The sequence below is a fragment of the Streptomyces sp. NPDC101227 genome, assembly GCF_044767545.1.
Classification (GTDB): Bacteria; Actinomycetota; Actinomycetes; order Streptomycetales; family Streptomycetaceae; genus Streptomyces.
The window spans coordinates 113,010-126,049 of record NZ_JBIWOD010000022.1; the positions used below are offsets into that span (position 1 = coordinate 113,010).

Annotated in this window: 12 protein-coding genes; 7 read left to right on the forward strand and 5 right to left on the reverse strand. The window is 69.8% G+C overall.

Annotated elements, in window-relative coordinates; genetic code table 11:
- Window positions 1-62: 62 nt before the first annotated feature.
- Window positions 63-1,784: a PKD domain-containing protein gene (locus ACIRPT_RS35515; RefSeq protein ID WP_403834966.1), complete on the reverse strand. Its 1,722-nt coding sequence runs from the start codon at window positions 1,782-1,784 to the stop codon at window positions 63-65.
- A gap of 400 nt (window positions 1,785-2,184) precedes the next feature.
- Here ACIRPT_RS35515 and ACIRPT_RS35520 point away from each other — a divergent pair, with 400 nt between their 5' ends.
- Window positions 2,185-2,667, forward strand: coding sequence for a flavodoxin family protein (locus ACIRPT_RS35520; RefSeq protein ID WP_403834968.1), 483 nt, complete (start codon window positions 2,185-2,187; stop codon window positions 2,665-2,667).
- On the opposite strand, the gene ACIRPT_RS35525 is transcribed toward ACIRPT_RS35520, so the two are convergent.
- On the reverse strand, window positions 2,629-3,840 hold the full coding sequence (locus tag ACIRPT_RS35525) for an acyltransferase family protein (protein WP_403834970.1): 1,212 nt from the start codon (window positions 3,838-3,840) through the stop codon (window positions 2,629-2,631). The two genes, ACIRPT_RS35520 and ACIRPT_RS35525, sit on opposite strands and share 39 nt — an antisense overlap.
- Before the next feature lie 660 nt (window positions 3,841-4,500).
- Between ACIRPT_RS35525 and tgmA the strand changes: the two genes are divergently transcribed.
- Window positions 4,501-4,692, forward strand: coding sequence for a putative ATP-grasp-modified RiPP (tgmA, locus tag ACIRPT_RS35530; protein WP_403502494.1), 192 nt, complete (start codon window positions 4,501-4,503; stop codon window positions 4,690-4,692).
- Window positions 4,693-4,698: 6 nt separating this feature from the next.
- Complete coding sequence (gene tgmB, locus ACIRPT_RS35535) at window positions 4,699-5,631, forward strand: ATP-grasp ribosomal peptide maturase (protein WP_403834974.1); 933 nt, start codon at window positions 4,699-4,701, stop codon at window positions 5,629-5,631.
- Window positions 5,632-5,693: 62 nt separating this feature from the next.
- Here the strand turns inward: tgmB and ACIRPT_RS35540 are convergent, their stop codons facing one another.
- Together ACIRPT_RS35540 and ACIRPT_RS35545 are read right to left on the reverse strand one after the other, a co-directional pair.
- Window positions 5,694-6,638 (reverse strand): carbohydrate kinase, encoded by a 945-nt coding sequence (locus tag ACIRPT_RS35540; protein ID WP_403835040.1) that lies wholly within the window; start codon window positions 6,636-6,638, stop codon window positions 5,694-5,696.
- A 73-nt stretch (window positions 6,639-6,711) separates the two neighbouring features.
- Window positions 6,712-7,728 carry a LacI family DNA-binding transcriptional regulator gene (locus ACIRPT_RS35545; RefSeq protein WP_403834976.1) on the reverse strand — a complete coding sequence of 339 codons (1,017 nt, stop codon included), beginning with the start codon at window positions 7,726-7,728 and terminating at the stop codon, window positions 6,712-6,714.
- Between the two features lie 156 nt (window positions 7,729-7,884).
- On the opposite strand from ACIRPT_RS35545, the gene ACIRPT_RS35550 reads away from it, so the two are divergent.
- From ACIRPT_RS35550 to ACIRPT_RS35565, 4 genes are all read left to right on the forward strand, one after another.
- The gene (locus ACIRPT_RS35550) at window positions 7,885-8,946 is read left to right on the forward strand and encodes a zinc-dependent alcohol dehydrogenase family protein (protein ID WP_403834979.1); all 1,062 of its coding nucleotides are present in this window, start codon (window positions 7,885-7,887) and stop codon (window positions 8,944-8,946) included.
- The gene (locus tag ACIRPT_RS35555; protein WP_403834981.1) at window positions 8,943-10,331 is read left to right on the forward strand and encodes an MFS transporter; all 1,389 of its coding nucleotides are present in this window, start codon (window positions 8,943-8,945) and stop codon (window positions 10,329-10,331) included. Before ACIRPT_RS35550 ends, ACIRPT_RS35555 begins: the two co-directional genes overlap by 4 nt.
- A 57-nt stretch (window positions 10,332-10,388) precedes the next feature.
- The gene (locus tag ACIRPT_RS35560; RefSeq protein ID WP_403834983.1) at window positions 10,389-11,420 is read left to right on the forward strand and encodes an NAD(P)-dependent alcohol dehydrogenase; all 1,032 of its coding nucleotides are present in this window, start codon (window positions 10,389-10,391) and stop codon (window positions 11,418-11,420) included.
- A 133-nt stretch (window positions 11,421-11,553) separates the two neighbouring features.
- Entirely contained in the window at window positions 11,554-11,904 is a 351-nt protein-coding gene (locus ACIRPT_RS35565) for a hypothetical protein (RefSeq protein WP_403834984.1), read from the forward strand.
- A 416-nt stretch (window positions 11,905-12,320) separates the two neighbouring features.
- Here ACIRPT_RS35565 and ACIRPT_RS35570 read toward each other — a convergent pair whose 3' ends face one another.
- A complete protein-coding gene (locus tag ACIRPT_RS35570; protein ID WP_403834987.1) occupies window positions 12,321-12,917 on the reverse strand; it encodes a hypothetical protein in 597 nt (198 codons plus the stop codon).
- Window positions 12,918-13,040: the final 123 nt, after the last annotated feature.

Here is a 13,040-nt window from a genome sequence, read left to right on the forward strand (position 1 = left end):
TGCGGACGCCGCTATGCCGGTGGCGCGGCCCCGTACAGCGGGCCGCCCCGTGGCCGGAGTCTTCAGCCCGTGGTGAGGGGCCGGGCGGCCTCGACCAGGACCTTCCGTCCGTCCGGACCGGTCATCACGAGACGTGACAGCCAGGGCCCCTTACGGTCGTAGGCGTGGGTGACGGCCGCCTCGCCGGTCTCCCGCTGCGTACCGTCGCCGAAGTACCAGTGGTAGCGGTACCCGGCGGCGGGCGGCTTTCCGTCCACCGTCGCCGACATACGCACGTCACTGCCGACGGGCGCGTGCTCCGGGACGTTCAGCTGCGCCTGAGGTCCCTGCGCGGGGAGGTGGAACCACTCGCGCACACTCGGGTTGCGGAGAAAGGCATCGGCGTACTGCCGGGCGCCCTCGATGTCGGGGTGGCCGACGGCCGCGGACAGACACTGCGCCGGAGTCGCGCTGAGTTCGGGGCAGGCCCGGGTACGCAGCGGGAACGCCGGGTCGGTCACCGGGGTGTTCCAGACCTTGGAGTCCCGGGTGAGAAGGGCGTTGTCCACGGTGAACAGGCCGTCGGCGGCAACCGCGTACGGACCGCCCGCGGACGCCTTGTTGGCGGCGGTCGCCGCCTGATGGTAGGCGGCATTGGCCAGTTGTGTGTACTGCTCGTACCGGTCGGCCACGCCGCCGAGGGCACTCCTGCAGGAGGTCAGCCGTGCCCCGGCGACTCCTGGGGTGGAACAGGTCTTCACCGGAATCGGAGAACTGCTGCGGCTCAGCGCGTAGTAGAAGTCGGCCACGATCACCTTCGGCCGACCCGGCAGGGAATGGGCTTTTTCGATCGCCGCCTGCATCCCGCGTCCGCCGTATCCGACCTTCGCGCCGCTGAAGTACGGCACGTCCTTGGCCGGGTTCTCCGCTGCCGCGCCGATGCCGGAGCACTCGCGCTTCACCGCCTCGGGCAGGTCTTCCGAGCCGGGGGTGATGCCGACGCCGATGCCGAAGAAGGGATCGAGGTCGTTGATGCACCCGTTGATCACGACCAGATCGAGACCGTAGCCGCCCGCCCGTGCCTGCGCGCCCGCCTTTTCCAATTGGCAGAACACGTCCGGCATTTGCTGGGTGACCTCGCCGAACTCCATCTCGCCGTCGCCGTCCGGGTCCTGCTTCTCCGTTGTGCGCAGGCAGGCCGCGTCATCATTGCCGGCGGGCAGCTCGGGCGCGTCGAGCACCGCGCCGGAGATCGAGTAGTCCATGTGCTGAAAGCCCCGGCCGGTCTCACGACCGAGCAACTGACCTGTCAGATAAGGGAACTTCTGGTCGTGGTCCAGGCCCTGCCCCCAGACCACGGAGTCGCCGACGGACGCCACCCGCACCGGGTGGCACCCCCGGCGGAGCGTGTCCCGCCAGACCTTGCCGTAGTGGCCGGGCGCATGGCCGCTGGACGCGGCGGCGATGCGGGCGTCGACCTGCAAAGCGGTCTCGGCTGCGGGCACCCGGTCGAAGGGGATGCGGAAGTCCGCCGTGCCGACACGGGCGGACATCTCGAGGCGCCCGCCGGCCAGCTGCTTCTCACCGGCACGTACGCGCCACTCCACGGTGGCTCCGGCCCTCGCCGCGGCGGGATCGTAGATCTCCACCCGGCCGCGCACGGGCCCGCTGCACACCGGATTGGGCGTCATGTCCACGTCGAGGACGAGGGGAAACGCCGTTCCCGGCAAGGCGATGGTCCCCGCCGCCTCGGCGGGGAGCCCGCCCAGGAGCTGACCGAGGAGCGCGACGGCCGCGCCGGCCACCGCGAATCGCCTCGCCGCCAACGAGCGACGGACCACCCCCGGCCCGTTCGGAACGGAGCCCGCGCCGGCTCCCGCCCGCCTCGGCACAACCCACCGCGACCACGCTGATCTCACGCCAACACCCCTGCCTTCGCCGTCATTTCGGCCGTACGCAATCAACTGCGTTACCCATCGGTAGGGATGATGGCAGCCGGGAGACCGACGTGGACTGCCGGCGGGTTCCCGTACCGAGTGAAACTGATCACTTACCCGCAGTTACGTGCCGAAGGGTGCGGCAGCAGGCCGCAGGACGCTGCCACCGACGCCGCGCCCGACATGTGACGGAGGCCATAGTTGATCGCTGTCACGGTTGCGGATCAGGCAGTGTCCTATAGGCGACCGAAGTGAGAGGAGCATCGTCATGAAGGCCATGATCGTGTGTGTTTCCGTGTCGCACGGCAACACGAAGAGGATCGCCGACGTCATGGGCCAGGTCCTGCGGGCCCCGGTGGTCGCCCCTGAACAGGTCGATATGAAGGAGCTCTCCGCCTGCGACCTCGTGGGATTCGGCTCGGGGATCTTCTCGATGGCCTTCCATCCACGGCTGCGCCAGTTCGTCGAGTCCCTCCCGAAGGAAGAAAGAGGGAAGGCGTTCGTGTTCGCCACCAGCGGCTTTCCCGAAGCGCGGTTCCGGCCCTACACCCGGCCCGTTGCGCGGGTTCTCGGCCGGAAGGGCTTCGACGTGGTCGACACCTTCTCGTGCCGTGCGTGGGACACCTGGCTCCCGTTCAAGCCCGTCGGGGGGATCAGGAAGGGGCGGCCCGATGCCGCCGATCTGGAGGCGGCGCGCACCTTCGCCGAAGGGCTACAGGGTCGAATCGGCGGCACGTCCCGGCCGGTCTGACCGCGTCGCGCGAGTTCGGCGCGAAGTGCGGGGGACACGGCCTGGGGCCGGTTCGCAGGCCTCGGACCGTTGCGCGGAGTCCTTCCGGAATGCCCAGTTCATCTTCGGCTCCATGGCGAAGCGGAACGCGCGCTGAACAGGTGGCGTGCACAGGAGCGTCACGACCACGGTGGCGATCAGGGTCACGGCGATGGCGCCCCACGGTGTGTGGACCCAGCCGGCGTCGTACCAGTTCCCGAACCGGGAGCCCTTGGCGAGGAAGCCGTGCAGCAGATAGCCGTACAGCGTGCCGGCGCCGAGGGCGGTGCACCACATCCGGCGGCCCGGTACCCATGAGAGGAAACAGGCGGTGAGCACCAGAGAGACGCCGAACATCGCCAGTTGCATCAGCACGCCCACCCACCACGGCACACCCAGCGTCTGTGCGCTGTCGGTGTGGTAGAACCACGCGTCGTTCATCCGCGGCACGGCCCAGTACGCGAAGGCCAGCGCTGCGACCGACACCGGCAGGGCGGCGATGCGGACGGGCCAGCGGCGGACCCGGCTGAAGTGCTCCCGCTTCAGGCACATGCCCACGACGAAGAACGGCAGGAACTGCAGAACCCGTTGCAGGTTGAGGGTGTTGCCAATGGTGGGGGATGCCGAGGCGAAGGCGGCGATCGCCAGCGCCAGCGGTACCGGCCAGCGCACGATGCGCCATAGCGGGGCGGTGAGCCGCCAGATGAAGAGTGCGGCCAGGAACCAGGTCAGGAACCAGGGGTCCAGCAGGTTTATCGGGAACGTCGGGTCGTTGCCGGCCCAGCGTTTGAACAGGGCGTACGCCGTCTGGAACAGGAGATAGGGGACCAGCACCCCGGTGATGAGCCGTTGCAGCCGGTCCTTGCGTATATCGAAATTACGGGAGAAGTGTCCGGAGATGACGATGAATGCCGGCATGTGGAAGGCGTATGCCGTGATGTAGAGGGCCGCCACGGTCCGGCTGCCGCTGTACAGCGGTTCCCAGGCATGGCCCATGGCGACCAGGACGATTGCCAGGTACTTGGCGTTGTCGAAGAACGCGTCGCGCTGGTTGCCCGGTGTGTTCCGGGCTCGCTCGCCGGCCTCGGCGGAAGGGCGGGGGCGGGGGTCCGGCGTTCGCTGATCGGCCGGGCGCTCGGCAGAGGTCAGAGGCATGTGGGGTCCTAAGTGCGGCGCACGCCGTTTGCATGGCCGTGGGCGACGGTGTGGTTCGTGCGGTCCGGGGTGCCCGCCGTGCTGGTGGAGACGGTCGCCGTCCCGCGCAACGCAGGGTGGGCCTGGCCGGGCTCGCAGCTACGACATCGGGCTCTTCAGGACGAACCCGATGAGGATCGGTGAGCTGCCGTACAGTCCGGCCGTCACGGTCTGGGGAGCAGCTCTTCGCCCGCGTCGCTCAAGGCGGTGGCGGCGACCTTCATGAGGGAGGGGGCCACGGCGTTCTCGCGGAGTCTCTCGATCGTCATCCAGGTCAGGGTAGATGCCCGGCCTGAAAGCAACCTGACTGTCGACGTGTCCGAGTGCACCCTGCGCTGTCGGCGCGACGAAAGCGCTCCCTGCTGCCCTCAGGGGAGGGCGTCAGGCGCCGGGGCCGGTGTCGCGGGACGGCCGGATGGAACCCCTATCGGCGCTGCGTCGTCTCTCTTCTCGCCGAGTGCACCCTCGCCAGTTCGTCAAGAACATGGGCAGAAGCGATCAAAAATGAGCTATCACTCGATCAATTTTGCAGTGTTACTCGTAGGGATAAGTCAGAAGGCGCTACGTGTCCCCGGCCCAGACCACCGGATGTGGCAGCGCCCCGAGCCCTGAAGGAGAGGTATGCGACCGTTCGCTCTGAGCTTTGCCCGTCCGTTGGCTCAGTCGTCGTCCGCAGTGCCGTACACCTACGACGCCGCACGGCAGCTGAACGTCCTCCCTGACGGCCGCCCGGCGGTGCACAGCAGGGCGGTGCTGTTGGCCACCGGAACCACGGCCTCCACCGCCGGCTCCAAGACCCACTTCGACGACTGATCCGCGATGACCGTCCTGATTCTCACCTGCGAGGAGGACGTGACGGCGGACATGGTGGTGGCGAGGCTGTACGAACTCGGCGTCCCGCTCCTCCGCCTCGACCCCGCCGACCTTCCCGGGGACGTCGCGCTGTCGGCCGAGTACGTCAAGGGCGACTTCGAGGGCTACCTCAAGGCGGGCGAACGCGTGGTGAGTCTGAGCAGTCTGCGGTCCGTATGGGTCCGCCGCCCCGGCACACCCGGAGCGCGTGCCCCGGAGCCGTCCGCATGGCTCACGGCCGAGTCCGAGCACGCCCTGGACGGCGTGCTCGACTGCACCCGGGCACGCTGGATGAACCATCCCGTCGCGGCCGCACGGGCACGTCGTAAGCCGTGGCAATTGCGCGCCGCCCACCACAGCGGCTTTCCCGTGCCCCCCACGGTGGTCACCTCGTTCCCGGCGGTCGCCCGGCAGTTCGCCAGGACGCATCAGGACGTCGTGGTGAAATCGGTGTCCGGCGGGCACCCCACCGATCCGCCGATGGTGCTGCCGACCACCCGCATCAGCCCGGACGTGGACTTCTCCGGGGTGGCGGCCGGCCCGACCCTGCTCCAACTGTTCATCCCCAAGCGGGCCGATGTCCGGCTCATCTGCGTCGGAGGGCAGCTCTTCGCCGCCCGTAAGAAGACCGACCCCGACGAGGTGGACGGCCGCTTCAGCGAGGGTGGTCCGTGGGAGCCGGTCGAGGTACCGAACCGTGTCCGAGCGGCGGTGGAGGCCTACATGCGGCATGCCCAAATTGCCTACGGAGCCTTCGACTTCGCCGAGGACGCCGACCGTACGTGGTGGTTCCTGGAGTGCAACCAGGGCGGCCAGTTCGGCTTCGTCCAGCTCGACACCGACCAGCCCATCGCTCATGCTGTGGCCGCCTGGCTCGCCGCCGAGTCCGCCGCCTGTTGAGGCGGGCCCGGCGAGGACCTCGCCGGATCGGCGGTCGGTGAGGGGCGATCGGGCCGGCTCCGTCAGGCAGGAGTCGCCGCGAGGGTGAGTTCCGATGCGTACGGCGGCTGTGCCCCTGGCCGCGTGCAGGTGATCGCGGCCGCATGCGTCGCGTAGGTGAGGATGTCGTGCCACTGCTCCGCGTCGAGGCCGGGTGCCGAGGTGAGCGCACCGTGGGCGTCGATCCGGTGCAATAGTGCGGCGTTCACCGTGTCGCCCGCGCCGATGGTGTCCGCGACCTCCACCCGTCGGCCGGGGACGGAGAGTTCGAGCCCGTCCCGGGTCAGTACGGTCAGTCCCGCGCCGCCCCGGGTGAGGACCACGGCGTAGGGGCCGGCCGCGAGCCACTCCCTGGCGGCGGCTACGAGGTCGTCCGACTGCGCGAGCCAGGCCGCGTCCTCCTCGGACAGTTTGAGCAGGGAAACGTGCGGGAGCCAGGAGCGGAAGCGGGCCCGGTAGACGTTGGGGGCGGTGATCAGGCCTGCCCTGATGTTCGGGTCGAGGGCGGTGAAGACGCCGCGTGCGGACTCGCGGCGCATCAGCGTTTCGTAGGCGCTGGCTCCCGGTTCCAGTACGAGCGAGCAGGTGCCGAAGGAGACCGCCCGGGTCGGCTCGGGGAGCGCGTCCGGGAGTTGAAAGAGGCGGTCCGCGGCACCCTCGACGTGGAAGCTGTACGCCGCCGAGCCGTCGGCGCCGACGTGGGCGACCGCCAACGTGGTCGGCTCGGCGCCCCGCTGCACCAGGGAGGTGTCCACGCCGTCCGCAGTCAGGCCGCGCAGCAGTCCCGCGCCGAAGTGGTCCGTGGACAGGCGGGAGCAGAAGGCGGTGGGGGAGCCGAGGCGGCCCAGCGCGATGGCTGTGTTGTAGGGGCCGCCACCCCGCTTGGGCAGCAGCGCCGGCAGCTCGTCGCCGGCGGCGGGCCCTGCGGGAACGAGGTCGATCAGGGCTTCACCGGCGACGACGATCATGAATCCGGGCCTTTCGGGACGGGACGTGGCCATGACGGCACGGGTGCTTGTGCCTTGTTCTGATGCGGACGGGTCAGGTGGTGCTGGTGCAGCCACAGGAGCCGCGGTGCACGAAGGAGCAGGGCAGGCGGAGGGTGCGGGGGGAGCGGTCCGGGTCCGCGAGCCGGTCGAGCAGCAACCGGACGGCGGCCGCGCCGATGTCGCGGCTCGGCTGGGCGATCGCGGTGAGCCTCGGCTCGAAGAGGTCCGCCCAGGAAAAGTCGTCGAAACAGGCGAGTGCCATGTGGTCCGGAACGGCGAGACGAGCGGCGCGCAGCGCCTGGAGGGCGCCGATGGTCATCGCGTTGTTCGCGGTGACCAGGGCGGTGGGCCGCCCGTCGAGGGCCAGCAGGCGCCGGGTGGCTTGCTCGGCGCCCTCGGCCTGGGAGCTGCCGCCGACGACGAGTTCGGGAACGTAGGGGAGCCCCGCGTCCTCAAGCCCCTTGCGGTAGCCGGAGATCCGCTCGGTGGTGGTGCTGAGCCCGGACAGGCCGGCGATCAGGGCGATGCGGGTGTGGCCCAACTCCGCGAGGTGGGTGACAAGTTGCGCCATGGACGTCTCGTTCTCGGCGCTGACCTGGTCGTGCGGGTGGTCGTACCGGTCGTCCACGAGACGGTCCAGGAAGACGGCGGGTGCCTCGGTGCGCCGGAGGTAGTCGAGCATCGCGCCCGGCTCGGCGGACGGAGCGATGATCATGCCGTCGACGCGCCGCTCGCGCAGCAGCTTGACCGCCCGGAGCTCATGCTCGGGCGTGTCGTGCGGATCGGCGATCAGCAGGCTGTAGCCGTTGTCGAGCGTGCCGGCCTCGACGCCCTGGAAGATCTCCGTGAAGTACGGATTGCTGATCGCGGAGACCGCCAGCCCTATCGACTTCGTGCGCGAGGTCACCAGGGAGCGGGCCAGGGTGTTGTGCGTGTAGTCCAGCTCTTCGATGGCGGCGCGGACGGCGTCGCGCGTGGCGGGGCGCACCGGGCGGGTGTCGTTGAGGACGTGCGAGACGGTGGCCACGGAGACCCCGGCGCGCCGGGCCACATCAGTCATTGTCGCCATCGTTGCCGCGCCTCCCGTGCCTGCTCCGACGTGTCTGCCGGCTGCTGCCGCGTACGTGCCGTGGCTCAATCTATCGCAGTGTTCATGCGCCGTAAACGCTTGCGCAATCGTTTACGTCCTGGTTAGTGTCCCGGCAGTCCACGAGGGAGTGAGCCGATGCGTGCAGTCGTAGTGAGCGGTCCCGGCGAGGTCACGGTGACCGATATGCCCGATCCCGCGCCGGGTCCGGGTGAGGTGATCGTCGAAGTGTCCTCATGCGGCCTGTGCGGCACCGATATGCACATCCTCGGCGGCGAACTTCCCTCGGCGAACTACCCGTTGGTCCCCGGGCACGAGCTGACCGGCCGGGTCGTCGCGCTGGGCCCGGGAGTGACCGGACCGCGGGTCGGCGCCCGCGTCGCGGTCGACCCCAACATGCCGTGCGGCGCCTGCCATTACTGCCGTATCGGGCGCGGCAACCTCTGCGACGACTACCGCGCGGTCGGCGTCACCCATTCAGGCGGCTTCGCCGAACTGGTCGCGGTGCCCGCCCGCTGCGCCTACGTACTGCCCGAGGCGCTGTCCGACGCGGCCGCGGGCCTGGTGGAGCCGCTCTCCTGCGCGGTGCACGGCCTGAACCGGCTGCCGCGCCGGCCCGGCGAGCACTACCTGATCTACGGCGCGGGCACGATGGGCCTGATGATGGCCGCCCTCGTACGGACCGCGGGCGCGGCCTCGGTGTCCGTCGTCGACCTCAACGAGGACCGGCTCACGTTCGCGAAGTCCTTCGGAGTGGATGCGGTGGCGGCGGACGCCGAGGCGTTCGACCGTCCGCACGGCTTCGAGGTCGTCATCGACGCGACCGGTGTGATCGCCGCGATCGAGGACGGGCTCGGCCGGACCCGCAAGGGCGGGACGTTCCTGCAGTTCGGCGTGAGTGACCCCGCCCGCAAGGCTTCCTTCTCGCCGTTCGCCGTGTACAACAGCGAGATCGACATCATCGGCTCGATGGCCGTGCACAACAGCTTCCAGCCCGCCATCGACCTGCTCGCCTCGGGAGTCGACCTCGACCCGCTGGTCAGCGATGTCTTCCCGCTCGACGGCTTCGACAGGGCCGTCGCCGCCTTCAAGGCCGGCACCGGTCGCAAGATCCATGTCGCGCCGAAAGGGCCGAACGAGCCGAACGAGCCGAACGAGCCGAACGAGCCGAACGAGCTGAACGAGGGAGCACGGGCATGAGCCGGTTCACGCAGACGACACAGGCTTCGCAGACGGCACAGGCTTCACAGGCACCGCGGGCTTCGCAGGGACCGACTCCGCAGCCCCGGCACCACCCCCTGGACAGGATAGGCATCCCCAAGCCGCTCTTCTGGGGGTATGTCGGCCTGCTGTTCTTCATGATCGGCGACGGCATCGAGACCAGCTATCTCTCGAAGTACTTCGCGAGCGGTCTGGGCTTCTCCGAGACCGGCGCGGGCACGATCATCACCGTCTACGGAGTCACCGCCGCGATCGCCTCGTTCCTGGGCGCCGGTGTGCTGTCGGACCGCTGGGGCCCGCGCCGGGTGATGGCGATGGGCGCGGGGATATGGGTGGTCTTCCACATCCTGATGCTCGCGGTGGCCATCCCGGCGCACAGCTACGCACTCGTCATGACCACGTACGGGATCCGCGGCTTCGGCTATCCGATGTTCGCGTACGGATTCCTGTCCTGGATCATGGCCGTGGCGCCAAAGGACCATCAGAGCAAGGCCGTTGGCTGGTTCTGGTTCTTCTACAGCTCGGGCTACCCGATCATGGGCTCGTTCCTGTTCGCCGCGGCCATGCCGGTGATCGGTTTCTACGCCACGCTGTGGCTTTCGCTGGCCGTGATCACGGCGGGCTCCCTCATCGTCCTGCTCCTGGTGCGCGAGCGAACGGGCTTCACGGGCCTGGCGCCCGGCCGCGACCCCCGCTCGGAACTCGCGGGCACCTTCAAGATCCTCTTCGAGAAGCCGAAGCTCGGCATCAGCCTGGTCATCCGGCTGATCAACACCACGCCCTCGTTCGGCATGTGGGTCTTCATGCCGTTCTTCGTACGGGACCTCGGCTTCAGCGACGGCGAATGGAACACCCTGCTCGTGATCATGATGGTCACGAACCTGGGCGCCCTCCTCGTCTTCGGCGTGCTCGGCGACAACTGGAGCGGCCGCAAGACCTGCGCGGTCTTCGGCGGCGTGCTCGGCGCCGTCGGATGCCTGGTCTGCTACTACCTGCCCGCGGCAGCCGGCTACAACTTCCTGGTCGCCGCCCTCGCGGTCGCGGTCTACGGAGCCGGCCTGGCGGGCTATGTGCCACTCCCGGCGATGATGGTCGCTCAGGCCCCCGAACGCCGGGGGCAGGTGATGGGTGTCTACACCCTGGGCGCCGGCCTGAGCGTCGCCGTCGGCCCGCTGATCGGCACCCTCTCCTACAGCACCTGGGGCTTCCAGGGCCTGATGTGGATCTACGCCGGGCTGCTCCTGCTCAACGCGGTGCTCTGCATGTTCGTCACCTCCCCCGGGGACGGGATGCCGAAGGAAAACGCGGCGGCCGGGGCGCGGCGGAGCACCGCCGAGCAGCCCGCCGTGCAACCGTCCACCTGAACCTGTCCCGCCGCCCCCGCCCCTCCGCCGTCACCGTCCGAAAGGCCAAAGCCCCTCATGACCCGGATTCCCGCCACCATGCGTGCCGCCGTCCTGCACGGCCCCGAGCGGCTTGCGATCGAGGAGCGTCCCGTGCCGGCCCCCGGCGGCCGCCAGGTCCTGGTCCGCATCGACGCGGTCGGCACCTGCGGCTCCGATGTGCACTACTACCGGCACGGCCGCATCGGGGACTTCGTCGTCAGGGAACCGATGATCCTCGGGCACGAGCCGTCGGGCACCGTGGTCGCCTGCGGCCCCGGCGCCACCCGCCACCAGGTCGGCCAGCGGGTCTCCATCGAGCCCGGCACCCCCTGCGGTACGTGCACCGAATGCCGCCTGGGCCGCTACAACCTCTGCCCCGACATGGTCTTCTACGCCACACCGCCGGTGGACGGGGTCTTCTGCGAATACGCGGCGGTGCACGAGGAGTTCGCGCACGCGGTCCCCGACACGCTCAGCGACGAGGCGGCCGCACTGCTCGAACCCCTCTCCGTGGGCGTGTGGTCCTGCCGCAAGGCCCGCGTCGTCCCGGGTGACCGGGTCCTGGTCACCGGTGCGGGCCCCATCGGCCTGGTCGCCGCCCAGACGGCCCTGGCCTTCGGCGCCTCCGAGGTGCTGGTCACCGACATCGTCCCGCACCGCCTGGAACTCGCACGGGAGCTCGGCGCCACCGCCGTCGACGTCTCCCGTACCCCGCTGGCGGACCTCGGCCACGCCCCGAACGTCCTCCTGGAGTGCAGCGGCGTCCCGGCCGTCATCAACGAGGCGATCCGGACCATGGCCAGAGCCGGCCGCGTCGTCCTGGTCGGCATGGGCGGCGACGAGGTACCGCTGCCGCTCGCCAAGGTCCAGAACTACGAACTGGAGGTCACCGGCACCTTCCGCTACGCCAATACCTGGCCCATCGCCATCGCCCTGGCCGCATCCGGCAGCGTCCGGCTCGACCCCCTGGTCACCCACGGCTACGGCCTCGCCGACACCGAACAGGCCCTGACCGCCGGCGCCCGCGACCGCACCGCGATCAAGAGCGTCGTCTACCCCCAGAAGTAACGGCGAGAGGCGGCCGCCGGCGCCACACCACCGGGACGACGACGACACGGCCGAGGACCGTCCGGGGCCGCCGCCGGAGGGGCGGCGATCGCCGAGGCCGCACCGCTCATCCGCGGTCCTCGCCCTCGCGGCCGTGCTCGCCCTCGCGCTCGGTGCCCTGCTGCGGCGCACCTGGCTCGCGATCCTCGTCGCCGTCTCGGTGATCGTGCTCCCGTATGCCGTGACCGCCGTCCCGCTGCTGCCCGACGGCATGGCCCAGTGGCTGCTGCGGGTAACGCCGTCCGCCGGCTTCGCCGTCCAGCAGACCGTCATCGCATATCCGCAGGTGGTCGCCCACTACGCACCCTCCACCGGATACTTCCCGCTGCCCTGGTGGGCCGGATACGCCGTGCTGTGCGCGTACACGGTGACGGCCGTGGGTCTTGCTCTGAGCCGCCTGCCGCGCCGTGCTGAACGGGCCGGGCAGTCCGTGGACTGGAGGTGACTCATGACGGTGCAGGCGCCCGAGTGCTCCTGCACCGTCACCGCGGCAACCAGGAGGCGACGACGTCATGCTCGATCGAGGCAACCAATCCGTCTCGTTTCCGCGGCCCCGAGCCGATGATGGTTGCGCGCATCGTCCCGTAGGGCCCGTGCCTTCCGGTGCCCTGCAATCTGTCCGGGACGAGCGGGCGGCGTACAGGGCTTGGTGAGTGTGAGTGTGAGTGAGCAGGGAGAGCCGGCCGTCTCGTCAACGGGCAGGCTGCGATGCCTCTTTGCTGCGATCGACCACGACCTGCGGGCCCGCGGTCTGCGACCGCGGCTGGTCTTCACCGCCCCGCCGTGCAGCCCGCCGGGTGAGGATCCGCGGCGATGGCGGGGCCCGGCCCGTGTGCCGAGGCGAGCACAGGAGAACAGTTCCTAGCTCCCCGGACCTGAGCTCCGGGGGAGCAGGCCGACCAGCTCGTACAACTCCATGGCGAGTTCCTCCAGAAGCTTGGGGGCGGCGTGTCCCTTCGACCAGGCGATCGCGGTGTTGCCGTCGAGGCGCAGGTGTCTGCCGGACAGTTGGGGACGTCCCAGTGCCTCCGGTCTGATGAGGGCGGAGAACACCAGGTCATCGGCGACCAGGACGCGTGTCTCCCCATGCTGAGGGCCGAGGGCCGAGAGCGCGTCGTACTCCTGTAGGAGGTGCTTGGGGATTGCGGGGAAGTCTCTTGGGGTTGCCTTCCAGTATTCGCTCATGGGATAGAAGCCGATTGGCGGGAGCGGCCGGGGGAACCACAGGGCCACTCCGGAGAGCCGGAGGTCGTAGGAGGAGCGGCCGCTCCAGTACGCGTGGGTGAGTTGCCAGAGCATCACCTCCACGCGCTCACCGCCGCCGTCCGGACCGGTCAGCAGGCCGACGGTGACGTGGTCGAAGGCGTGTCCGCCACCGTTGACCGGCTGGCCGTGAAGCCGGTTCTTCGCGGACATCCGGCCCTTGAAGTCCGGGACGGCTCGCCAGTCCGCACGCACCTCATCCCATTGCGCCGCCGGGTCCCTGCGCACGCCCGAGGCCGACGTGGACTCGCCGGCCGGTCGCCTCCTGCGGCCCGTTCCCTGGCGCTTCCCACCGCCGAAAGGCCACACGACTACCGT

Coding starts and splice junctions, on each gene's coding strand:
- ACIRPT_RS35520 (WP_403834968.1), top strand. CDS start 2,185: ATGAAGGCCATGATCGTGTGTGTTTCCGTGTCGCACGGCAACACGAAG.
- ACIRPT_RS35525 (WP_403834970.1), bottom strand. CDS start 3,840: ATGCCTCTGACCTCTGCCGAGCGCCCGGCCGATCAGCGAACGCCGGAC.
- tgmA (WP_403502494.1), top strand. CDS start 4,501: ATGCGACCGTTCGCTCTGAGCTTTGCCCGTCCGTTGGCTCAGTCGTCG.
- tgmB (WP_403834974.1), top strand. CDS start 4,699: ATGACCGTCCTGATTCTCACCTGCGAGGAGGACGTGACGGCGGACATG.
- ACIRPT_RS35540 (WP_403835040.1), bottom strand. CDS start 6,638: ATGATCGTCGTCGCCGGTGAAGCCCTGATCGACCTCGTTCCCGCAGGG.
- ACIRPT_RS35545 (WP_403834976.1), bottom strand. CDS start 7,728: ATGGCGACAATGACTGATGTGGCCCGGCGCGCCGGGGTCTCCGTGGCC.
- ACIRPT_RS35550 (WP_403834979.1), top strand. CDS start 7,885: ATGCGTGCAGTCGTAGTGAGCGGTCCCGGCGAGGTCACGGTGACCGAT.
- ACIRPT_RS35555 (WP_403834981.1), top strand. CDS start 8,943: ATGAGCCGGTTCACGCAGACGACACAGGCTTCGCAGACGGCACAGGCT.
- ACIRPT_RS35560 (WP_403834983.1), top strand. CDS start 10,389: ATGACCCGGATTCCCGCCACCATGCGTGCCGCCGTCCTGCACGGCCCC.